This window comes from Coprococcus sp. AF16-22 (assembly GCF_003461545.1).
In the GTDB taxonomy this organism is placed as follows: domain Bacteria; phylum Bacillota; class Clostridia; order Lachnospirales; family Lachnospiraceae; genus Coprococcus; species Coprococcus aceti.
In genome coordinates this window covers 143,245-167,500 of record NZ_QTXH01000007.1, presented here as the reverse complement: position 1 = coordinate 167,500, position 24,256 = coordinate 143,245, and the positions used below count along the sequence as shown (strand labels likewise).

Below are 24,256 nucleotides of genomic sequence, written 5' to 3'. Positions count from 1 at the left end.
TGTTATAGATTTTTCCACAAGTATATGTTTTCCATTCTCTATCGCTCTTCTCATAAACTGTATGTGTGTATTGTGTGGAGTCGTTATATATATCACGTCCACTTCCGGATCCGTGAACATCTCATTGTAGTCTGAATAAACCTTACCTATGCCATACTTCTCAGCAAATGCCACCGCTTTGTCATACGTCCTGTTACCAACCGCATAAATGTTCCTGCCATTCTTTTTGAGTGCCACTGCCATCTCATTTGCGATAACTCCTGTTCCGAGAACTGCCCATTTGATATCTTTCATGTCTGTTTCCTCCGTATATAATTATGTATTTGGATTGTATATACACTTTTATTCGACAGTATTCCTCTCAGAGAACCTTCCATATCATCCACAGATATATGTCCAGATATCTCTCCGTCATCCTTGGCATCCACGAGTTCTCTCGCCAGCGATATCTTGAGATGGTGAAATCCCTTCAGCTCTATTCGTTTGCAGAATCTCGACACCGAGGCCTCGCTGACACCGCACTCCTTTGCCAGCTCCCCAACTGTCATATCCACAACCTTCTTGGGATTCCTAACGATATAATCGCCTATTTTCTTTCTTCTTTCGAAAATAATCCATCATATAGTGTCTTCTATACAATGCCACTAATAGTTTTCTTAGTTAAATTTGTTTTCATATTTGTTGCAGACTTTAAATCTATTTTCATGCCATTTACAACTCTACCATTCTTCTCCCATCCAGTCAAACAAATGTATTTTCACTTGAAACTCATTTATCAAATAAAAACAGAGTATCTGGAACCCCTATCACGATACTCTGTTTTGAATGACTTTCTTCTATATAAATATCTATTCGTTTTATTCGCCATGTGCAATATTTCTTGCTACGTATACACCGCTTGCAGATGCGTGTGAAAGGGAGTGTGTTATTCCGCTGCCATCTCCTATGATATACAGCCCCTTGTATCTTGTCTCAAGCTTATCATCTACTTCAACCTCCATGTTGTAGAATTTGACCTCAACTCCATACAACAGTGTATCTTCATTTGCCGTTCCTGGGGCTATCTTATCAAGAGCGTAGATCATCTCGATTATTCCATCCAGAATTCTCTTTGGAAGGACAAGGCTCAGATCTCCCGGTGTGGCATTGAGCGTAGGTGTGATGAACGCTTCCTCTATCCTGCTCTGGGTGGAGCGCTGTCCCCTTATGAGGTCGCCAAATCTCTGCACTATTACTCCTCCGCCCAGCATGTTGCTGAGTCTCGCTATGCTCTCGCCGTATCCGTTGGAGTCCTTGAACGGCTCTGAGAAATGCTTTGCCACAAGGAGCGCAAAGTTTGTATTATCCGTCTGTTTTGCAGGATCCTCATAACTGTGGCCATTTACCGTTATGATTCCATTAGTATTCTCAGTAACCACGGCACCCCTTGGGTTCATGCAGAAAGTTCGCACCTTGTCTCCATACTTCTCCGTTCTGTATACTATCTTGCTCTCATAGAGCTCATCCGTCAAATGTGCAAATATAGCTGCAGGGAGCTCTACTCTGACTCCTATATCTACTCTGTTAGATTTTGTGGGCACATTAAGATCCTTGCACACTGTCTCCATCCATTTACTTCCGCTTCTTCCAACGGATATGATACATTTGTTACAAGCAAATGTACCCTTCTTGCAGCATACACTATATGTTCCATCGTCCATCTTTTCCACCGTTTGTATAGGAGTGTCAAAATAGAAATCCACCTTGTCCTGAAGATATGCATACAGATTCTCTAGAACTATATAGTTGATGTCCGTGCCAAGATGTCTGACCGAAGCATCAAGCAGATGAAGCCTGTTCTGCAGACACACTGTCTTGAATCTTGTGCCGGCAGTGGAATAAAGCTTCGTACCCTCTCCGCCGTACTCCATATTGATATCATCCACATACTTCATGAGGTCTATGGCCTCGTTCTTGCCGATGTACTCATACAGACTTCCGCCAAAGTCATTTGTAATATTGTACTTTCCATCGGAAAATGCACCTGCACCGCCAAATCCGCTCATGATCGAACAGCTATCACATCCCACGCAGCTCTTGATCTTTGTGCCGTCTATCGGACATTTTCTTCTCTTAAGCTCATGTCCAGCCTCAAACACTGCAACCTTGAGATCCGGAGCCTGCTTTGTCAGCTCATATGCAGAAAATATTCCTCCTGGTCCTGCTCCAATAATTATCACGTCATACTTCATGCACTCGCCCTCCAATTTAATTTTATAATTTTTATAAACCTATAACGTCTCAGATATTTTTGCATAAAAATATAGTTGACCACGGCATTCATTGTTGTAGTCAACTATTATTGGTAGCTGGTAGATACGCCCAACCATATTATGGGCTTATACATATATAATTGTAATTCTTTCGTCATAAAAAATGATTGCACTATTCATATTTACTATATCTCACGCAAAATATCTGTGCTCATGTGGATGCCACAAACTGATCGTCCACATTGCATCCTTAAAAATTATAGCATATTACATTTAGTTTGCGCAAGCGCCCCGTCGCAATGCTCATTATATATATCATAACGATGCTATGATTGCCGCGATGAATGTTCCAAGCAGGATTAATATGCTTATTACCAAAAGCACTTTCATAAGTGTTCTTTTTCGCTTCCTCATGTTTTCTAAAACTCCGGTTGAATAGAACACCGCAACCAGCAACGCACCTATAGCAACTCCCATAAGCGTCCCCATCAAATAATCATAGACCGGAAGATTGTTATCTCTGCTGATCACCATCATCGTCAATCCTGCAATCAGTGAAATCAACCCCACTATGCTAAATATACGCAACCTCATCAACAATGTATTCTTCTCAGTTTCTGCATAATCCGCTACAAGCTGCAATCTCTCTTTCTCTTCCTTATTCATGTCCTCACCCTTCCTTTCTCCATCAATGATATCCCTGATATCAACATCATAGAAATCTGCCAGTTCCACCAGGATACTGAGATCCGGCATATTGCTGCCTGTCTCCCACCTTGACACACTGCGGCTTGTTACTCCAAACCGCTCAGCAAGCTGTTCCTGGGTAAGCTGTTTTTCCTTTCTCAGTTCTCTTAGGAATGAACCGAACTTTTTCTGATCCATATCTGTTGCCTCCTTTCTATTGAACATCAGCCCATTTTAAGTTGCCTTCGGCAAGGGCTGATGCTACATGTCAAGCTTTTGCTAAAAACTTGACACATTCATTGACAGAATAGTGTTTTTCGGGTGTTTTTTACAGGACATGATGCGGGAATTGGCTATTTTCAGCTAAATATGAGGTCAAAACCCATTTTCAAGCAGAAAAAAAGACCTCCGAGGGCGAACCCTCGAAGGTCTGAAAATCCTTTATTTATGCGGTTTATCAAAGATTACTCGATGATAGATGCAACTCTTCCTGAACCTACAGTTCTACCACCCTCACGGATAGCGAATGTAAGACCCTGGCTCATAGCGATTGGGTGGATGAGCTCGATTGTCATCTCTACGTTATCACCAGGCATGCACATCTCTGTACCAGCTGGAAGGTTACATACACCTGTAACGTCTGTTGTTCTGAAGTAGAACTGTGGACGATAGTTGTTGAAGAATGGTGTATGACGACCACCCTCGTCCTTTGTCAGAACGTAAACCTGTGCTGTGAACTTTGTATGACATGTAATTGAACCTGGCTTACAAAGAACCTGTCCTCTTACGATATCCTCTCTCTTGATACCACGAAGAAGGGCACCGATGTTATCACCAGCCTGACCTTCGTCAAGGAGCTTTCTGAACATCTCGATACCTGTTACTGTTGTCTTCTGGATCTCTGGCTTGATACCAACGATCTCAACTTCATCATTGAGGTGAATTACACCAGCCTCTACTCTACCAGTAGCAACTGTACCACGACCTGTGATTGTGAATACGTCCTCTACAGGCATGATGAATGGCTTATCTGTATCTCTCTGTGGATCTGGAATATATGAATCAATTGTATCCATAAGCTCCATGATCTTGTCTCCCCAAGGTCCCATTGGATCCTCAAGAGCCTTAAGAGCTGAACCCTTAACGATAGGACAATCATTGAATCCGTACTCCTCAAGCTGCTCTGTAACTTCCATCTCAACGAGCTCGATAAGCTCCTCATCGTCTACCATATCACACTTGTTAAGGAATACAACGATGTAAGGAACACCAACCTGACGTGAAAGAAGGATATGCTCCTTTGTCTGAGCCATAACACCATCAGTAGCAGCAACAACAAGGATAGCACCATCCATCTGAGCTGCACCAGTGATCATGTTCTTAACGTAATCAGCATGTCCTGGACAGTCAACGTGTGCGTAATGTCTCTTCTCTGTCTCGTACTCAACGTGAGCTGTAGAGATAGTGATACCTCTTTCTCTCTCCTCTGGAGCCTTATCAATGTTCTCGAAATCTGTAGCTGTGTTACCAGCAACTCTCTCTGAAAGAACCTTTGTGATAGCAGCTGTAAGAGTAGTCTTACCGTGATCTACGTGTCCGATTGTACCGATGTTACAATGTGGCTTACTTCTATTAAACTTTTCCTTTGCCATGATATAAAATCCTCCTTAAAAATTATACCCCACGCGGGTTACTCGGCTAAAAATCATTATATAGAAAATACTAGAAATTTTCAACCATTTTTTATCTCTTTATACCAGCAGGCTAACGATATGTAATCTTTAACCTGCCAGCATATATAATTTTTTATTTATATGACCTGAAAGACCAGGAAAATGTCTTTCGTCAAATATCTTACTTAGAATGCTCTGCGATAACCTTCTCCTGAATGCTCTTTGGACACTGAGCGTACTTCTCAAAGAACATTGAGTAGTTACCACGACCCTGTGTTGATGAACGAAGCTCTGTTGAGTATCCGAACATCTCTGCAAGTGGAACGAATGCTCTGACGATCTTACCACCGCCGATATCATCCATACCCTCGATCTGGCCTCTCTTAGCATTTAAGCTTCCGATTACATCACCGAGGTACTCCTCAGGCATTGTAACCTCAACCTTCATGATAGGCTCAAGAAGAACTGGGTCAGCCTTAGCCATAGCCTCCTTGAATGCCATAGAACCAGCGATGTGGAATGCCATCTCTGATGAATCGACCTCATGGTATGATCCATCGTATACGTTAGCATAAACACCAAGTACTGGGTAGCCGCCAAGGATACCAGCCTTAGCTGCCTCTTCGATACCCTCTCCAACTGCTGGGATGTACTCCTTAGGAATAGCACCACCGACAACTGTTGACTCGAACTTGAATGTCTCCTCACCGTTAGGATCCATAGGCTCGAACTTAACCTTACAATGACCGTACTGTCCACGACCACCTGACTGCTTAGCATACTTGCTGTCGATATCAACTGGCTTTGTGAATGTCTCCTTGTAAGCAACCTGAGGTGCACCAACGTTTGCCTCAACCTTGAACTCACGGAGAAGACGATCAACGATAACCTCAAGGTGAAGCTCACCCATTCCGGCAATAATTGTCTGTCCTGTCTCTTTGTCTGTATGAGCCTTGAATGTAGGATCCTCCTCAGCAAGCTTTGCGAGTGCCTCACCCATCTTACCCTGATCATTCTTGGTCTTAGGCTCGATAGCAAGCTCGATAACTGGCTCTGGGAATTCCATTGACTCAAGGATAACTGGATGCTGCTCATCACAGATTGTGTCACCTGTAGTTGTAAGCTTGAAACCTACAGCAGCTGCGATATCTCCTGAGTAAACCTTATCAATCTCTTTACGAGCGTTGGCATGCATCTGTACGATACGTCCTACACGCTCCTTCTTATCCTTTGTTGCATTCAGTACATATGAACCTGAGTTCAGTGTACCTGAGTAAACTCTGAAGAATGCAAGCTTTCCAACGAATGGATCTGTCATGATTTTGAATGCAAGAGCTGAGAATGGCTCATCATCTGATGAATGACGAACAACCTCGTTACCGTCTGGATCAACACCTGTGATATCAGGGATATCTGTTGGTGCCGGCATGTACTCGATAACACCGTCAAGCATCTTCTGAACACCCTTGTTCTTGTAAGCTGAACCAAGGAATACAGGAACTGCCTCACATGCGATAGTTGCTCTACGAAGAACCTTCTTCATCTCATCGATTGATGGCTCCTCGCCCTCAAGGTACATCATCATTAAGTCGTCATCTAACTCGCAGATCTTCTCGACAAGGTTCTCATGCCACTTGTCTGCAAGCTCCTTAAGGTCATCAGGGATAGTTGTGATCTCGATGTCCTCGCCCTTATCATCTTTGTAGTAGTATGCTTCCATCTCGAACAGATCGATCAGACCGATGAAATCTGACTCTTTTCCGATAGGGATCTGTACTGGAATTGCATTCTTGCCCAGACGATCAATGATTGTCTGAACTGAGTAGAAAAAGTCTGCACCCATTTTATCCATCTTGTTGATGAATGCCATACGAGGTACATTGTATGTGTCAGCCTGACGCCATACGTTCTCTGACTGAGGCTCTACACCAGCCTTAGCATCAAATACACCTACAGCTCCGTCAAGTACACGAAGTGAACGCTCAACCTCAACAGTGAAGTCAACGTGTCCCGGAGTATCGATGATGTTGATTCTGTGCTCTAACGCGCCAGCCTTTGGTTTGTGATGATCCTCAAGTGTCCAGTGACATGTTGTAGCAGCTGAAGTAATTGTTATACCTCTCTCCTGCTCCTGCTCCATCCAGTCCATGGTAGCTGTACCGTCATGAGTATCACCAATCTTATAGTTAACACCAGTATAGTATAAGATACGCTCTGTAAGAGTTGTCTTACCTGCATCGATATGAGCCATAATACCAATGTTTCTTGTTCTGTCCAATGGATATTCTCTTCCAGCCAACGGATTGTCCTCCTTTTGCTAATTTTCGTAACACATCTATTGTGTCCCATATACACATAAGCATGCATGCAAATGCATTCTCACACAGATAATTAGAATCTGTAGTGAGCGAATGCCTTGTTTGCCTCTGCCATCTTGTGCATGTCTTCTTTTCTCTTTACAGATGCACCTGTGTTGTTAGCTGCATCCATGATCTCCTTCGCAAGTCTCTCTTCCATAGTCTTCTCACTTCTTGCACGTGAGAAAGCTGTTAACCAACGAAGTCCGAGAGCCTGTCTTCTGTCAGGTCTTACATCGATAGGTACCTGATATGTTGCACCACCGATACGTCTAGCCTTAACCTCGAGGAGTGGCATGATGTTGTTCATAGCCTCTTCGAATACCTCTAATGCAGGCTTACCAGTCTCTTCTGCGATACGATCAAATGCACCGTAGACGATCTTCTGTGCTACACCCTTCTTACCATCTAACATAATGTTGTTGATAAGCTTTGTAACGACCTTATTGTTGTAAATTGGATCCGCTAATACGTCTCTCTTTGCGATATGTCCTTTACGTGGCACGGTTCTTCCCTCCTTAATTATTTATTAAATCTTCGGTACTCACATTCTCTCTATAATTATGGAATGTGTTCGTGCTGTTATCTGTCTTAATTGTTTCTATCTGAATTATTATCTATATAAAAACATGACCTTACCAGCACAAATTAGAATTGTGTTCTAGCATGTTTTATTTTGCATCCTTAGGACGCTTTGCACCATACTTTGAACGAGCCTGACGTCTCTTTGCTACACCTGCTGTATCAAGAGTACCTCTGATGATATGGTATCTTGTACCAGGTAAGTCCTTTACTCTTCCACCACGGATAAGTACAACGCTATGCTCCTGAAGGTTATGACCCTCACCTGGGATATAACTTGTTACTTCGATTCCGTTTGAAAGACGTACTCTGGCGATCTTTCTAAGAGCTGAGTTAGGCTTCTTAGGAGTAGCTGTCTTAACTGCTGTACAAACTCCTCTCTTCTGTGGTGAGCTTGTCTCTACTGGCTTCTTCTTGAGTGAGTTGAAACTTCTCTGAAGAGCTGGTGCAGTTGACTTCTTCTCTACTGTCTGTCTTCCTTTTCTAACTAACTGGTTAAATGTTGGCATGTTTTCACCTCCTGTATATAAATTAAAAATGATAAAGCATGTTTTTACGCATGCTTTATCATTATATAGTCGAGTATTTTCTCTGTCAAGCATTTATTTGACAAATATTTTCTTAACGAACTCAAAGACTCTCTCTGTTTCCATTGCCAGTCTGGCTTGATCAAATTCTGTATAACCTTCATTTACAAGAAACGCCTGTCCCATTATATATTTGTGCATTTCCTCATTTATCTGATCTGCAACAATCTCATCACAGTGAAGTGTCTCAACTAACATCTTCTCTGTCCTGGTATCCTTAAACAGTCCATGTCCCGAGTCATTGTCTGCAACGAGCTGTCTGAACAATACCCTCTCACTGTCTGCAAACTCACAGACAATAGTGGTCTGGCTGACATAATCCGCATTCTCTTTCTTACACAGACTTGTCTTCAGGGAACCGTAAACCTCATTTATACGCTCTGTTGTAATCTCTATAACAGCTCCCATATCAACAAAATTCTCATATATTGGTTGTGTCGAACAGGAAATCTCTTTTGCCAGTTTTCTTGCTGTTATTGCGGCAATTCCTTCTCTTCTGGCAAGGTTATACGCCGCTTCTAATATACCTTCTTTATTGATTTTCTTTACAGCAGCCATATTATTCCATTTCTTTCTTACTAAATATTTCCAAAAAGAAATCCGGCATATTCTATTTCTCACAGGTATATCTGAATACCTTTATGAGAAATTGACATATCCCGGATTCCCCTTATATCCTTCATGTCGAGCAGCTACGCAGCCACTACTTTTTTATATACATCCAAGCAAATGAGTGATTACTCTTCGTCAGCATCTCCGGCTGTATCGAGGGTCTCAAATACGATCTCCTCTGAATTTACATTCTCTAACTCTTCGTAATCATCTGTATCCTCATCTTCATCAAAGAAGTTAAGCTCTTCCATATCAGTGTCAAGCTTTACTGAACGATATCTCTTCATTCCTGTACCAGCAGGTATAAGCTTTCCGATGATAACGTTTTCCTTAAGTCCGATAAGTGGATCAACCTTACTCTTGATCGCAGCATCTGTAAGAACCTTTGTTGTCTCCTGGAATGATGCAGCCGACATAAATGAATCAGTTGCAAGTGATGCCTTTGTTATACCAAGCATTATCTGTGTTCCAGTTGCAGGCTCCTTGCCCTCTGCGATAAGCTTCTCATTTGTATCTTCAAACTCAAGCAGATCTGCCTGTGTTCCTGGAAGATAATCTGAATCTCCCGGCTCATCAATTATGATCTTCTTAAGCATCTGTCTTACGATGATCTCAATGTGCTTATCATTGATATCAACACCCTGAAGTCTGTAAACCTTCTGAACCTCACGGAGCATGTAATCCTGAACTGCACGAACACCCTTTATCTTAAGGATATCATGTGGATTAACTGATCCCTCTGTAAGCTCATCACCAGCCTCAAGTACCTGATCATCAAGAACTCTGATACGTGAACCATAAGGAATAAGATATGCCTTTGACTCACCTGTCTCATCGTTTGTTATGACAACCTCTCTCTTCTTCTTGTTGTCACGGAGCTGTACCTTTCCGCCAAACTCTGCAATGATTGCAAGTCCCTTTGGCTTTCTGGCCTCGAAAAGCTCCTCAACTCTTGGAAGACCCTGTGTGATATCGCCACCGGCAACACCACCTGTATGGAATGTTCTCATTGTAAGCTGTGTACCAGGCTCACCGATTGACTGTGCAGCGATAATTCCAACTGACTCACCAACCTGTACAGGCATTCCTGTTGCCATGTTCGCACCGTAGCACTTTGCACACACACCGAGGTGTGACTTACATGTGAGGACTGTTCTGATCTTAAGCTTTGCATCTGATCTTACAACTTCGTTTCCATCGTCATCCTTAACGGTGAATGGAACGCCGTTGGCATCGACACCCTTCTTAACAATGAGCTCAGCTCTCTTAGGAGTTACCATATGATTTATCTTGACAAGCATGTTGCCCTCTGCATCATATACAGACTCTGCAAGGTAACGTCCTGTGATTCTCTCCTGAAACTCCTCGATCATTTCCTTGCCCTCTCTGAAGGCCTCAATGACCATACCCGGAATTGAATCTCTTCCTATACTACAATCAGGCTCTCTGATTATAAGATCCTGTGATACATCTACAAGTCGTCTTGTCAGGTATCCTGAATCGGCTGTACGGAGAGCTGTATCTGACAGACCCTTACGAGCACCATGCGCCGAAATGAAATACTCCAGAACGTCAAGTCCCTCTCGGAAGTTAGACTTGATTGGGAGCTCAATGGTCTTACCTGTTGTATCTGCCATCAGTCCTCGCATACCTGCAAGCTGCTTAATCTGCTGATTAGAACCACGGGCTCCAGAATCAGCCATCATGAATATATTGTTATATTTATCAAGACCTGCGAACAGGAGATCCTGCAGATGCTTATCTGCCTTCTCCCAGATCTTAACTACTGCCTGATATCTCTCCTCGTCTGATACAAGACCACGTCTGAACTTCTTGGTGATTTGGTCAACGAGCTTCTGTGCATCCTCAAGGATATCCTTCTTCTCATCAGGCACCTTCATATCTGAAATAGATACTGATATAGCACTTCTTGTTGAATACTTATATCCTATTGCCTTGACATCATCAAGAACCTCTGCAGTCTTTGTTGCACCGTGTGTATTGATACACTTGTCAAGGATTGGCTTGAGCTGCTTCTTTCCTACATGGAAATCTATCTCAAGCTTCAGAGCGTTCTCACGAACAGTTCTGTCTACATATCCGAGATCCTGTGGAATGATCTCATTGAAGAGGAGCTTTCCAAGTGTTGTATCGATAACACCTGTAACTTCCTCGCCCTCGAACTCACCGGTTCTTCTTACATGGATCTTGGTGTGAAGTGTAATTCCACCATTCTCATATGCAAGTATTGCCTCATTCTTGGACTTAAAATATCTTCCCTCTCCGATCTCGCCTTCCTTTTCCATTGTCAGATAGTAGATACCAAGTACCATATCCTGTGAAGGAACGGCAACAGGCGCACCATCTGATGGCTTCAGCAGGTTGTTAGGTGAAAGCAGAAGGAATCTACACTCAGCCTGTGCCTCTACTGTAAGTGGAAGATGGACAGCCATCTGGTCTCCATCGAAATCGGCATTGAAGGCTGTACATACGAGTGGGTGAAGCTTTATAGCCTTACCACCTACAAGCACTGGCTCAAATGCCTGGATTCCAAGTCTGTGAAGTGTAGGGGCACGGTTAAGCATAACCGGATGCTCCTTGATGACATCCTCAAGAATGTCCCAAACCTGTGGCTCAAGCTTCTCTACCATCTTCTTTGCCTGCTTGATATTGTTTGCCTTACCTGTAGCTGTAAGCTCCTTCATAACAAATGGCTTGAACAGCTCGATAGCCATCTCCTTAGGGAGACCGCACTGGTAAATCTTAAGCTCTGGTCCAACTACGATAACTGAACGTCCTGAGTAGTCAACTCGCTTACCAAGAAGATTCTGACGGAAACGTCCCTGCTTACCTTTCAGCATCTCTGAAAGTGACTTCAGTGCTCTGTTACCAGGGCCTGTTACCGCACGTCCACGTCTACCGTTATCTATAAGTGCATCAACTGCCTCCTGAAGCATTCTCTTCTCATTTCTCACGATGATCTCAGGAGCACCGAGATCAAGGAGTCTGCGGAGACGATTATTTCTGTTGATGATTCTTCTGTACAGATCGTTGAGGTCTGATGTTGCAAATCTTCCACCTTCAAGCTGTACCATAGGTCTGATATCTGGTGGGATAACAGGTATTACATTCATGATCATCCACTCAGGTCTGTTCTCTGATGTTCTGAATGCCTCCATTACCTCAAGTCTCTTGATGATCCTTGTACGCTTCTGGCCGCTACATGTCTCAAGCTCTTTCTTAAGCTCTGCGCTCTCGGCATCAAGGTCTATTGCCTTGAGAAGCTTCTGTATAGCCTCTGCGCCCATCTCTGCAACGAATGAACCGTAACCATACTCCTTCTCTGCCTCTCTGAACTCCTGCTCGTTGAGGATCTGCTTGTAAGCAAGCGGAGTATCCTTTGGATCTGTTACTATATATGATGAGAAGTACAGTACCTTCTCAAGCACTCTTGGTGATATATCAAGGATCAGTCCCATACGGCTAGGGATTCCCTTGAAGTACCATATATGTGATACAGGAGCAGCGAGCTCAATATGTCCCATACGCTCTCTACGAACGTTGGACTTTGTTACCTCAACTCCACACTTATCACACACGATTCCCTTGAATCTGATCTTCTTGTACTTACCACAATTACACTCCCAGTCCTTCTGTGGTCCAAATATTCTCTCACAGAACAGACCGTCCTTCTCAGGCTTAAGTGTTCTATAGTTGATAGTCTCAGGGCGCTTTACCTCACCATGTGACCATTCTCTTATCTTTTCAGGAGATGCAAGTCCGATTTTTATTGCGTCAAAGTTCAATGACTTTTCCTGTTCTGCATTGTCTACATTGTATTCTGGCATCTTACAAAGCTCCTTTCTTATTCTTCCTCATTATTATCCATATAATCTGAATCGCCGAGGTCTTCCATATCACTTATATCGCCGTTCTCATCAACCTCTGAGAATCCGCTTGCCTGAAGCTCATCTGCGTCATCGCCTCTGAACACCTCAGGTGCATCGCTCTCATCCATATCATCGTCTCTGTCTGATGATCTGTCGCTGAGAAGTCTCTTGATACTTGTGTTGTAATCATAAGCTTCCATGGTCTCGCTGAGATCAACTTCAACCATCTTCTTGTTGCCTTCCTCGTCCTCTTCCTCTCTTACGACTCTTACATCAAGTCCGAGAGCCTGGAACTCCTTGAGAAGTACCTTGAATGACTCAGGCACACCAGGTGCTGGTATATTGTCGCCCTTGATAATAGCCTCATATGTCTTAACACGTCCTACAACATCATCAGACTTAACCGTCAGAATCTCCTGCAGTGTGTATGAAGCACCATAAGCCTCAAGAGCCCAAACCTCCATCTCTCCGAAACGCTGTCCACCAAACTGAGCTTTACCACCCAGTGGCTGCTGTGTTACCAGTGAGTACGGACCGGTTGAACGAGCATGGATCTTATCATCAACCAGATGGTGCAGCTTGAGGTAATGCATGTAACCGATAGTTACAGGGGCATCAAAGTTCTCACCTGTTCTACCATCACGGAGCTGAACCTTACCTGTTCTGTTGATAGGCACGCCCTTCCACTCTGCTCTGTGGTCTCTGTTCGTGTAGAGGTAATCCATAACCTCAGGCTTTACTGTATCCTTGTACTTAGCCTCGAAGTCTTCCCATGTACCATTTGCATAGTCATTGGCCATCTCCAGTGTATCCATGATGTCAAACTCTGTAGCACCATTGAATACAGGAGTGGATACCTTGAATCCAAGGACCTGTGAAGCAAGTCCGAGATGGATCTCGAGGACCTGTCCGATGTTCATTCGTGAAGGAACGCCCAGTGGGTTAAGCACGATATCAAGAGGACGTCCGTTTGGAAGGAATGGCATATCCTCAACAGGGAGCACTCGTGAAACTACACCCTTGTTACCATGACGACCAGCCATCTTATCTCCGACCTGGATCTTTCTCTTCTGTGCTATATATACTCTGACCTTCTTGTCTACGCCTGCCGGAAGATCGTCTCCATCAGCACGTGTAAATACCTTTGCATCTATAACAATACCGAATGCTCCGTGTGGAACCTTCAGTGATGTATCTCTTACCTCTCTTGCCTTCTCACCGAAGATGGCACGAAGAAGTCTCTCCTCTGCTGTCAGCTCAGTCTCTCCCTTTGGAGTAACCTTTCCAACGAGGATATCACCGGCACGAACCTCTGCGCCGATTCTGATGATACCATTCTCATCAAGATCCTTGAGGACATCATTTGACAGACCTGCAAGATCTCTTGTGATCTCCTCCTTACCAAGCTTGGTATCACGAGCCTCACACTCGTATTTCTCTATATGAATTGATGTGTATACATCATCCTGTACAAGTCTCTCGCTGAGAAGAACCGCATCCTCGTAGTTGTAACCTTCCCATGTCATGAAACCGATCAGTGGGTTCTTACCAAGTGCGATCTCTCCGCCAGATGTTGAAGGGCCATCTGCGATAACCTCTCCAGCCTTTACGTGGTCACCCTTGAACACGATAGGTCTCTGGTTCATACAGTTACCCTGGTTGCTTCGTGCAAACTTGATGATGTGATATACATCCTTTGTTCCATCCTCATCTGCTCTTACACAGACCTCTGTGCTGTTTGAATATTCTACAACACCGTCTCTCTTGGCAACGACGCAGACACCTGAATCTACAGCAGCCTTTGCCTCCATACCTGTTCCAACCACTGCTGACTCTGTCATCATAAGAGGAACCGCCTGACGCTGCATGTTTGATCCCATGAGGGCACGGTTAGCATCATCGTTCTGAAGGAATGGGATCATCGATGTAGCAACTGAGAATACCATCTTAGGTGATACATCCATGAGATCAACCTTTGACTTAGGGAACTCGGTTGTATCAGCTCTGAATCTTCCTGATACATTGTTCTTGACAAAGTGTCCATTCTCATCTATAGGCTCATTAGCCTGTACTACTCTGTATCTGTCCTCCTCGTCTGCTGTAAGGTAAACAACCTCATCTGTAACAACAGGGTTAGAAGGATCTGTCTTATCAAGCTTTCTATATGGAGCCTCAACGAAACCATACTCGTTGATACGCGCATATGTAGCCAGTGAGTTGATAAGTCCGATGTTAGGACCCTCAGGGGTCTCGATAGGACACATTCTACCGTAGTGTGTATAGTGTACATCTCGGACCTCGAATCCGGCTCTGTCTCGTGAAAGTCCACCAGGGCCAAGGGCTGAAAGTCTTCTCTTATGAGTCAGCTCTGACAGAGGGTTATTCTGATCCATAAACTGTGACAACTGTGAACTTCCGAAGAACTCCTTAACAGCAGCCGTTACAGGCTTGATATTGATAAGGGACTGAGGTGTGATAGACTCAGCATCCTGTGTTGTCATTCTCTCTCTTACAACTCTCTCAAGTCTTGAAAGACCGATTCTATACTGGTTCTGAAGAAGCTCTCCAACCGCTCTGATACGTCTGTTGCCCAGATGGTCGATATCATCGTCATTACCAATGCCATACTCGAGGTGAATGTTGTAATTTATGGAAGCAAATATGTCTTCCTTTGTAATATGCTTTGGTACGAGGTCTGACATGTCTCTCTCTATGGCAGCCTTGAGCTTCTCTGTATCATCGCCATACTCCTCGAGGAGTCCCTCGAGAACCGGATAATATACTCTCTCCACAATGCCAAGCTCAGCAGGATCAAAATCCACATAGTTGGCAATGTTGACCATCATATTAGAAAGAACCTTAACGTTTCTCTCCTCTGTCTGGATCATAACATAAGGAACTGCTGCATCCTGAATTGTGTCTGCAAGCTCCTCTGATACTGTTGTTCCAGCTTCAGCGATAACCTCTCCTGTGCTAGGATCGATAGCATCCTCAGCAAGGACATGTCCTGCTATACGAGCCTTGAGAGCAAGCTTCTTGTTGAACTTGTAACGTCCAACCTTTGCAAGATCGTATCTTCTCGCATCAAAGAACATAGCATTAATAAGGCTCTCTGCATTCTCAACTACTGAAGGCTCGTCTGGTCTGATCTTCTTGTAAAGCTCTACCACGCCCTCTGCATATGACTTTGCAGGATCCTTGTTAAGACTCTCCATGATCTTTGGCTCCTCGCCAAATAAATCTATGATCTCCTGATCTGTTCCAAGACCAAGTGCACGGATAAGAACAGTCACAGGTACCTTTCTGGTTCTATCCACACGAACATAGAATACATCGTTGGAATCTGTCTCATACTCCAGCCATGCACCTCTGTTAGGAATTACTGTACATGCATACAGCTTCTTACCAACCTTATCATGTGTTATATCATAGTAAATACCAGGTGAACGCACTAACTGGCTTACTATAACTCGCTCTGCACCATTGATAACGAATGTTCCTGTCTCTGTCATAAGAGGAAGATCACCCATGAATATCTCATGATCTGACATCTCCTTAGCATCTCCGACTCTGAGTCTGACCTTGACTCTGAGAGGCGCCGCATATGTTGCATCTCTCTCCTTGCATTCCTCGATACTGTACTTCAAGTCATCTTTACAGAACTGAAAATCTACGAACTCAAGACTATACTGTCCAGAGTAATCAGTGATAGGAGAAATATCCCTGAATGCTTCCTTCAGACCGTCAGTTAAGAACCAGTTGTATGAATTCTTCTGAACCTCTATGAAGTTAGGCATCTCCAGGACGTCCTTCTGCTTAGCGTAGCTCATTCTGTAGCCTTTTCCAGACTTGACAGGACTAATTCTGTTCTTTTCCATCGACACATTCACCCCTTGGAATTTATTTTTATGCTTTTTAAGACAAACCTTAGTTTAAATAAGTGTTTTAAAGCCATTTATCACCATATTATGATGTGTATGCACACGAAGCCATAATAGTGACAGTTTACTATCCTAACAGCAAATGCAATATTTGTCAACTATATTTTGGAAATTTTTTAGATTTTTTTATTAATTGAGAAAAGATGTATAGAAAAACCGGCCCGGCGGGATGAGATCCATCTCCGCCAGGCCGAATAAAGTCTGATAATAAAATAAGGATCAAATTACTTTAATGTAACCTTAGCGCCCTCAGCCTCGAGCTTTGTCTTAGCTTCCTCAGCCTCTTCCTTAGTAGCGTCCTCCTTGATTACCTTTGGAGCACCATCTACAGCGTCCTTAGCTTCCTTAAGACCTAAGCCTGTAAGCTCACGAACAACCTTGATAACCTTAACCTTGTTAGGACCAACCTCTGTAAGCTCTACGTTGAATGAATCCTTCTCCTCGGCTGCTGCTGCACCGTCTGCACCTGCTGCTGCAACTACAACACCTGCTGCTGCTGATACGCCGAACTCCTCTTCACAAGCCTTAACTAAGTCGTTTAACTCTAATACTGATAAACCTTTGATTACTTCAATAATTTCCTGAGTTGTCATTATGTTTTTCCTCCATATAATATAATTTGTTATTTTGTAATGCATCCACACATCATTCTCGTATCATGCGGATACCCTTTGTCCATGATATAGACAGTTGAATATCTGACAGCATATGATCCCGGCAGTGCCGATATATACATCAGATGTTCTATCAGGCTTAATATTAAGCCTCCTTCTGCTCTGCGATCTGCTTGATAACACGAGCGAAGTTTGCGATAGGTGACTGGATACTTCCAAGGAACTTGGAAATAAGCGCGTCTCTTGAAGGGATCTTTGCAATAACCTGGATTCCTTCTGCATCGTAGAATGTACCTTCTACAACGCCGCCCTTAAGCTCAAGAGCTGGGGCATTCTTTGCGAAGTCTGCAAGAACTCTTGCAGCTGCTGTAGCGTCATCCTTGCAGATTGCAAGACCAGTTGGTCCCTCTAAACAACCCTTAAGGCCTTCGAACTCTGTTCCCTCGATAGCGAAGTTAACCATTGTGTTCTTATATACCTTGTATACAACACCAGCTTCTCTTAAATTCTTACGGAGCTGTGTATCCTGCTCAACTGTAAGACCACGATAGTCTACAACTACTGCAGTAGCAGCGCCTTCAAGATTTGCCTTGATCTCTTCTACTATTGGCTTCTTTAACTCTACCTTTGCCATAATGCGCCTCCTTATTTTACTAATGACTGCACATTCCAAGATATAAAAAAACTCTCAAAGCCCTAAGACCTGAGAGTAGATTGTTAATTCAATAACGATATCTTTCCTCGGTAGGTGATATAACATCTTACGCCCTAGGGCACCTACTGTCTTCGGCAGTTCATCGTTGCTTAATGTAACACACTGCAAATGCAATGTCAACAATTTTTTTATTTTTTACCCGACCTGACTCAAATCCGTTTATTGCCAGGCTCACACTCACGCGCCGATCGTCTCATCCACAGCATTTGCTATTGCGTCTGCTATGGCTTCAAAATTGTAATCATACAGGTAATTGTCGTAATCGTTGTTGATAAAGCCTGTTTCTATGAGCACTGCGGGCATTTCAGTCCGGCGCAGCACCGCCAGCCCCGGCCTCTCCTCAACATTTATATTTCGAAAGCCCAGCTTTTCAAGCTCGCTGTTGATCTCCTGTGCAAGATTGTATTTCACTCCGCTTTTATCGTAGACAAGGGTCTGCACTCCGCTGTACTTGTTGGCCTCCGGTGCAGAGTTGCGGTGAAGCGATATAAAATAATCTGCTCCGCTCTCATTTCCCTTCTGTGCTTTGCGGACCGGAGAATCGTATACATCCTCCGTTCTGGTGTATACCACATCATATCCCCTGCGGGTGAGTTCATCCCCAAGTGCCAGCGCCAAGTTCAGGTTATCGCTTTTCTCAAGCCTGCCCTCATACGATGCACCGTTGTCATATCCGCCGTGCCCGGCATCTATCATAATTTTTGTTGCCATATAAAACATCCAGCCCCGGTTGTTTATTCCATTTATAATATGTAACAACCGGGGCTGTGATAACACGTTTATTCAAGGTTTATTATTTGAACCAGAGATCCAGATCCACGTCTCCGGATATACCGTCAACGGTTCCGGACTCGGTGTACTGCCATCCTGTATATTTGTATGGGAAATTAGGAACATTTGCATAATGTGCAAGCCACAGCTCGTAATCCCCGAGTCTGTCCATGTCAAGGCACTGTGCAAACATATTCCTGCTGGCATATATCATCGGCGTGTAGCCTGCCGCCTTTATCGTCTCACAGAAGCCGACTATGCCATCCGTTCTCTCATCATTCGATGCGTTGTCGCCTCTCGCCTCACTGTCGCCGATAAGCTCCGAGTCGATAACTATAGGATACTTGACGTTCATCTTGCCTATCTGTTTGAGGACAAAATTCGCTTCCTCTACACCCTCGTCATATGTTATCGCCTGGGTGAAGAAGTAAAGCCCTGTCGGTATTTTGTATTTGATGACGGCCGCCTTGCTGTCCTCAAAGCTTGAATCCAGCATCAGTCCGCCCTGCGTGTAGCCTCTGTAACCCACTCTGAGCATAACAAAATCTATGTCTTTGTTCTTCGCCAGAGTCTCCCAGTCTATGTCTGACTGGAATGTTGACAGATCCACACCCACCAGTGTGTCCTTTATATTGTCATCGCTGTAATGCATATATCCATCGTCGCCCGTGTAGAACTTCTCAACATCGAGATTGTTTCTCTCCACCTTGTCGCTGATCTTGTACAGCAGCGCATCAGGGCCGAGTTCTCCGACATTGATGTACGCTGTCGGTATATAGTTCCAGTAATTGTCATATATAAGACTGGTTATCTCCGTATCCTCGAGCGTATATCCCGATTCATAGGAAAGCCCCGGAGATGCCTTGGAGTTGGTAAATCCTCCCGCTCTTCCTATAAATATTCCTATAACAATTCCAGCAATAAGACATACCGATCCAACCAGTATGCACCAGTTTCTGGTAAATTTCTTTATCTGTTGTGTGTCCATATCTCTACCTGTCTCTTCCTTCTTAGCTTAGTCCGCCTTAGTCCGCATACACTGATTACATATTATCAAGGAAATGTTCCGTGCCAAGCCGCAAATGTATGACCTTGTCATACTTCTTCTTTATGGCATGTCTGAACCTTCTCGCCTCACTGTGTGAGAACATTCTCTCAAGATCCGCTTCTCTGAGTATCGGTTCATCACAGAGTATCTTGTACTTGATGTTCCAGTCATACATAAGACTTGTGCAATTATCTATGCTCACCCGCAGCATCGTTCCTTTGTTTTTACCCATGAACACGCTTCTGTTCCATCTGTGTTTTGCAACCGAATTCTTGGCATCAAATACAACCTCAGCCCCCGGATACTTCTTCCATATCGCATCCAGGAACAACTTCAGCTTGTCCTTGTCAAAATATCTCATCATATCGTATACAACAAACAGGATCGCCACATTCTGAGGCTTCTGCACTTCATCAAGCCATTCGTAATCAAATATTGAACTTCCTATGTTGACCTCTCTGTCCCGGATCTCCATGTATTTTCTTCTTATATCTATGCGCTCCGGGAGATCAACATTGTACCACTTTATACGGCCGTTATCCACACGGGAAAACATGGTATCCAGTTCGCATCCGACATTGACGATAATTCCGTCCGCATATCTGTTTATGAAGTTTCGGACCCTCTCGTCCACAGCGACCAGCCTCTCCATCATGACTGTCCTGTCGTAAAATGTGTATCTGGCATTCCTCTTCTTATGCTCGATGCCTAATTTGTCCGTGAGCTTTATGGCCTCGTTGTCCTCATATAACTTTGGATAACGCTCCGCCATCATCGCCCTGCACCAGATGTCATTCTCTATGTCAGCAGGTACAAAATCCGAATCTCCCTTGATGCAGCCGGCGATCTTCTTCATGATGGTCTTGCACTCCGGTATGAGGGGATGCTCGAGATAATCGTGTGTCACCGCATAATACTGATAGTAATGCACCTTCATATTCGTCCTGCTCGCGTTATCATACAGCCTTCTGGCATAGCAGTTGAGCATGTCGTCATTTGTCGTGAATATATCCATCTCATCGCATATATCCGTTATGTCGTAATACACGGGACTTGTCATATCCGTCCTGCCTGCCGCATCCTTCACCCAGTAAGCAGAGAGGAAATGCTTTATCCCCGGCGTGTAGTAATATCTGTACATAAAACGGCTCTTGTCACTCATCTTCTGTTCAAGCTCCGTGTCCTCAAATTCCGTGTCAAGAACCGGGGAGCACAGTATGAGCTTGTCCGGTCTTCTCCTGCCCTTCTTCCACAACTGTATGGCAAGCGATAACGCCAGACAGCCTCCGGATGAATGTCCGAGAAGCACCAGACGCTGGACATCCTCCGAGTCACACAGCTTGTCATACGCACCCGTAAGCATATCCAGTGCCTCTGTCACCGAATGCTCCGGCGCAAGCGGGTATATCGGAACCACCGCCCCATAGCCGGTTCTCTCCACCGTGTCGAACACAAACTTCCATTCATTGTGTGTTATCCTCGACACAAATCCTCCGCCGTGTATATACATGAAGAACTCCGTCGCCCTGCCGTCTTTAGGCATCACATAAAAGCACAGTCCGCCCTTCTCAAACACCGATCTGACCTTAAACTTATCTTCATTATAAGAAGGCGGATTATAATCCTCTTTTTTGTGAAGCTTAACCGCTGTTTTATATATGTCAGAGGCTTTCATATGCCTGTCATCAAGCATGACGTGCCCCATCTTTTCTATTGCAATAGTTAAGTAATTCTGACTCTCCATTGTCCACCTTTCCAAATGTCCGGTCTACAACTCTCTTTCAGTTATTTTTGCACATGTCAATAATATAATCAAGAAATGATTTTATTTACTGTTGCAATATTGTCAATTTATGATATTATAATTGCGGTAAACAGGATGCATACAGCATAGAAAGGCAAATCTTATGAATATTACGATGTTAAAGAGTAAGATACACCGCGCAGTTGTAACTCAGGCTGAGCTCAATTACGTCGGCAGTATAACTGTAGATTCTGAGCTTTTAAAGGCCGCCGGAATCCTTGAGTATGAATTAGTACAGATTGTTGACATAGAAAATGGTAATCGTTTCGAGACATACACCATAGCCGGAGAGCCGGGATCAGGAGTTATGTGCCTCAACGGTGCTGCTGCCCGTCAGGTCCAGGTCGGAGATCACATCATTCTCATGTGCTACGCATCAATGACACCTGAGGAGGCAAAGGAGCACACGCCTAAGGTCGTATTTGTAAATGATGACAACTCCATCTCACGTATTACCGATTACGAGAAGCACGGAGAGCTTTTCAGCTAGATCCTATATAGAATAAAAAGAACTATTCGTTTTAACTAAAGACGAATAGTTCTTTTTTATATTCGGATATGACCGGTCTTATCTGTCGGCATCTTCAAGGATAAGTCTGCACATCTCCGGCACATTTACCTCATCCATAATTATGTCTGCTTTTATGTCTCTGTCGGCATCATCCACCGGGGATATATTGGAGTGTACATAACAGGTGTGGAGTCCGACCTGCTTCGCCGCCAGCACATCACATACCGCGTCATTTCCCACCATTATGGATCTGTTCGGATTGATATGATTTCTGTCCAGGAGCTGCTGATAGAACGCTGCATCCGGCTTCATTGCACCGAAATCCGAAGAGAGCGATATATCTGTAAAATATCCCTCTATGCCAAGTGACTGAACCTCAGGGAAGGTGAAAACTCTCTGTGCATTTGACAGAACGTATAATTTCTTTCCGGCCTGCTTGAGCTGTTCGAGCATATCCGTCACGCCGTCATATAGTCTTATATATCCTGTAGACGCCTTGCGGAACTCCTGAGCCGCAGCCACTGTCAGCTCTGCACAATCGGACGGTGTCTGATCTTTTTTCAACGTGAGCTGCTCAAATACCTCAAGTATCTGTATCTCAGGGAATTTGAATCTCTTCTTTGCCATGGCCTGTTCTGCGCGTCTGATCTGTCTCTTGTACCTTGATCTGAGTCCTGCCGGATTGTATTTCACTCCGTGCTGCGCATAGAACTCACACATATGTTTCCACACAGCGATGTCCTCCTCATCAGTGTGAATGTCTATCAATGTTCCATATAAGTCAAATATAATATTGTCGTACACGTCATACCTCCGGGTAATTCTTTATTTTTTAGCGATAGCAGGCTCTCGCACCGCCAATGTATTTTGCACGGGTTCTCGCCATAACCACATGTGCACTTCCAACCATGCTGTGCTCAGATCTGACCGGAACGGCCACCGGCGCAAGATGCATGCCTATGAGAGTATCTCCTATATCAATGCCTGCCTGTGCCTGTATGGCCTCGATAGCCACTGGCTCCTTCATATCTGCGTATGCCGCTGTGGCAAATGAACCGCCCGCCTTGAGCTGTGGCACAACATTGACTATCGGTATCCTGTTCGCCTTTGCATATTCCTTCTCAACTATTATTGCCCTGTTCAGATGTTCACAGCACTGCGCCGCCATGTAGACACCTGTGTCTTTGAGTTCATCGAGTATTGCTCCCGCTATACATTTGCCGATCTCCTCACTGGAGAATGAGCCTATCCTCATATTTGCAACTTCGCTGGATGAGCAGCCGACCACTAGTGCATCGCCGGGTTCAAGTCCCGCAACTGCAAGAAGATCCTTCACAGCGCCGCGGACCTCATCTTCGATCTCCTTCAAATGGTCAAAGGCTTCTGTTGAAACGCCCTGTCCCGCAGGTCTGAGTCCTTCCTCAATGCTCGTAGGTTCAGCTTTCTCCGGCTCAGAAATATCCTGAACCTCCTCATATTCATCCTTATCTATGGACACCGGCACACCGGTCTTGCCGAGCACAGTCACGCCGCCGTACCATGTGCTGTCCACCTTGAGCACATCGCCCACTTCATATTCCATTGAGTATTCATCTTTCTTTTTTATTATCTTCACCATCTTTGCCATGTCACAGATCTCCTTTCCTGTACATTTGCATTTACATGCGCTTTATTATCTTATATAGAAGAGAGCCATACATGACTCTCATAACCTTTTCGTATTCGTCCCGTGTCACGTACTCCCCGTAGGTCATCATCTCATATGTAACACCGGCTTCTCTGACCTGGTAATCCAGGCAGGACAGGCCATTGCGCTCGTAGAACGCCTTTCTCCGGCACCTCTGGTCGTAATTCGGTGCATTCTCATCAAGGGGCTCGATATTCAGAAACAGCTTCTGATCCGGATACTCTGCTCTCACCTTTTTTAATATTGCAGAGCCGTATCCACCATCTCTTGCCGATTCATCTATCGCAAGGAACATGAGCGTTTTCACCCTGTCATCACCTATCACATATGTCAGTCCGACAAACCTGCCCGAGTCCACAACCGCACGAAACCTCGCCTTTCCCTGTCTGCATCTTCTGGTGAGCATCCACATAGGAGGTCTTTCTTCCCTTGGGAACGCAGTCACGAACAGGTGTTTTACCTGTTTTCTATAATTATCAATATCAACAAATTTTAATTCCATATTATAACCTTCTAAACTCAGTC

20 protein-coding genes, 1 riboswitch and 1 other annotated feature (1 of these 22 cut by a window edge) are annotated in these 24,256 nt (G+C 44.3%); of the genes, 1 reads left to right on the top strand and 19 read right to left on the bottom strand.

All coding sequences use genetic code 11. The annotated features are described in order from the left end of the window. From DWW60_RS09405 to DWW60_RS09330, 16 genes are all read right to left on the bottom strand, one after another. Positions 1–294, bottom strand: the start of a protein-coding gene (locus DWW60_RS09405; RefSeq protein WP_117875179.1) for a Gfo/Idh/MocA family protein. 678 nt of this gene lie to the left of the window's left edge; 294 of the gene's 972 nt are visible here — the first part of the coding sequence; it begins with the start codon at positions 292–294; the stop codon falls past the left edge of the window. Beyond that, entirely contained in the window at positions 291–590 is a 300-nt protein-coding gene (locus DWW60_RS09400) for a MurR/RpiR family transcriptional regulator (protein ID WP_255415669.1), read from the bottom strand. Before DWW60_RS09400 ends, DWW60_RS09405 begins: the two co-directional genes overlap by 4 nt. Positions 591–857: 267 nt before the next feature. Continuing rightward, positions 858–2,231 carry an NAD(P)/FAD-dependent oxidoreductase gene (locus DWW60_RS09395; protein WP_117875175.1) on the bottom strand — a complete coding sequence of 458 codons (1,374 nt, stop codon included), beginning with the start codon at positions 2,229–2,231 and terminating at the stop codon, positions 858–860. 77 nt (positions 2,232–2,308) lie between these two features. Then, a riboswitch (purine riboswitch) is annotated at positions 2,309–2,406 on the bottom strand. A 161-nt stretch (positions 2,407–2,567) separates the two neighbouring features. Beyond that, positions 2,568–3,137 (bottom strand): helix-turn-helix domain-containing protein, encoded by a 570-nt coding sequence (locus DWW60_RS09390; RefSeq protein WP_117875173.1) that lies wholly within the window; start codon positions 3,135–3,137, stop codon positions 2,568–2,570. Between the two features lie 266 nt (positions 3,138–3,403). Further along, positions 3,404–4,591: an elongation factor Tu gene (gene tuf, locus DWW60_RS09385; protein WP_055147771.1), complete on the bottom strand. Its 1,188-nt coding sequence runs from the start codon at positions 4,589–4,591 to the stop codon at positions 3,404–3,406. Positions 4,592–4,793: 202 nt separating this feature from the next. Continuing rightward, positions 4,794–6,911 (bottom strand): elongation factor G, encoded by a 2,118-nt coding sequence (gene fusA / locus DWW60_RS09380; protein ID WP_071849530.1) that lies wholly within the window; start codon positions 6,909–6,911, stop codon positions 4,794–4,796. Between the two features lie 92 nt (positions 6,912–7,003). Further along, complete coding sequence (rpsG, locus tag DWW60_RS09375) at positions 7,004–7,474, bottom strand: 30S ribosomal protein S7 (RefSeq protein ID WP_004850607.1); 471 nt, start codon at positions 7,472–7,474, stop codon at positions 7,004–7,006. 166 nt (positions 7,475–7,640) lie between these two features. Further along, a complete protein-coding gene (gene rpsL / locus DWW60_RS09370) occupies positions 7,641–8,060 on the bottom strand; it encodes a 30S ribosomal protein S12 (protein WP_004850608.1) in 420 nt (139 codons plus the stop codon). Positions 8,061–8,153: 93 nt separating this feature from the next. Continuing rightward, on the bottom strand, positions 8,154–8,696 hold the full coding sequence (locus tag DWW60_RS09365) for a hypothetical protein (protein ID WP_015534191.1): 543 nt from the start codon (positions 8,694–8,696) through the stop codon (positions 8,154–8,156). 179 nt (positions 8,697–8,875) lie between these two features. Next, positions 8,876–12,598: a DNA-directed RNA polymerase subunit beta' gene (gene rpoC / locus DWW60_RS09360; RefSeq protein ID WP_015534192.1), complete on the bottom strand. Its 3,723-nt coding sequence runs from the start codon at positions 12,596–12,598 to the stop codon at positions 8,876–8,878. 17 nt (positions 12,599–12,615) lie between these two features. Beyond that, entirely contained in the window at positions 12,616–16,518 is a 3,903-nt protein-coding gene (gene rpoB / locus DWW60_RS09355; protein ID WP_022216760.1) for a DNA-directed RNA polymerase subunit beta, read from the bottom strand. Positions 16,519–16,805: 287 nt separating this feature from the next. After that, the gene (gene rplL / locus DWW60_RS09350) at positions 16,806–17,174 is read right to left on the bottom strand and encodes a 50S ribosomal protein L7/L12 (protein ID WP_015534196.1); all 369 of its coding nucleotides are present in this window, start codon (positions 17,172–17,174) and stop codon (positions 16,806–16,808) included. A gap of 166 nt (positions 17,175–17,340) precedes the next feature. After that, positions 17,341–17,829, bottom strand: coding sequence for a 50S ribosomal protein L10 (rplJ, locus tag DWW60_RS09345; RefSeq protein WP_015534197.1), 489 nt, complete (start codon positions 17,827–17,829; stop codon positions 17,341–17,343). 36 nt (positions 17,830–17,865) lie between these two features. After that, positions 17,866–18,003 (bottom strand) — a sequence feature (ribosomal protein L10 leader region). Positions 18,004–18,087: 84 nt separating this feature from the next. Next, positions 18,088–18,621, bottom strand: coding sequence for an N-acetylmuramoyl-L-alanine amidase family protein (locus tag DWW60_RS09340; protein ID WP_117875171.1), 534 nt, complete (start codon positions 18,619–18,621; stop codon positions 18,088–18,090). An 82-nt stretch (positions 18,622–18,703) separates the two neighbouring features. Continuing rightward, complete coding sequence (locus DWW60_RS09335; RefSeq protein ID WP_022216759.1) at positions 18,704–19,669, bottom strand: glycoside hydrolase family 25 protein; 966 nt, start codon at positions 19,667–19,669, stop codon at positions 18,704–18,706. Positions 19,670–19,724: 55 nt separating this feature from the next. Then, complete coding sequence (locus DWW60_RS09330) at positions 19,725–21,473, bottom strand: alpha/beta hydrolase fold domain-containing protein (RefSeq protein WP_022216758.1); 1,749 nt, start codon at positions 21,471–21,473, stop codon at positions 19,725–19,727. A 163-nt stretch (positions 21,474–21,636) separates the two neighbouring features. Here DWW60_RS09330 and panD point away from each other — a divergent pair, with 163 nt between their 5' ends. Further along, a complete protein-coding gene (gene panD, locus DWW60_RS09325) occupies positions 21,637–22,023 on the top strand; it encodes an aspartate 1-decarboxylase (RefSeq protein WP_015534201.1) in 387 nt (128 codons plus the stop codon). A 78-nt stretch (positions 22,024–22,101) separates the two neighbouring features. Here the strand turns inward: panD and DWW60_RS09320 are convergent, their stop codons facing one another. From DWW60_RS09320 to DWW60_RS09310, 3 genes are all read right to left on the bottom strand, one after another. Continuing rightward, a complete protein-coding gene (locus DWW60_RS09320; RefSeq protein WP_158564600.1) occupies positions 22,102–22,848 on the bottom strand; it encodes an HAD family hydrolase in 747 nt (248 codons plus the stop codon). A 28-nt stretch (positions 22,849–22,876) separates the two neighbouring features. Next, positions 22,877–23,413, bottom strand: coding sequence for a TIGR01440 family protein (locus DWW60_RS09315; RefSeq protein WP_117550523.1), 537 nt, complete (start codon positions 23,411–23,413; stop codon positions 22,877–22,879). Between the two features lie 289 nt (positions 23,414–23,702). Next, positions 23,703–24,233 (bottom strand): GNAT family N-acetyltransferase, encoded by a 531-nt coding sequence (locus DWW60_RS09310; protein ID WP_117875167.1) that lies wholly within the window; start codon positions 24,231–24,233, stop codon positions 23,703–23,705. Positions 24,234–24,256: the final 23 nt, after the last annotated feature.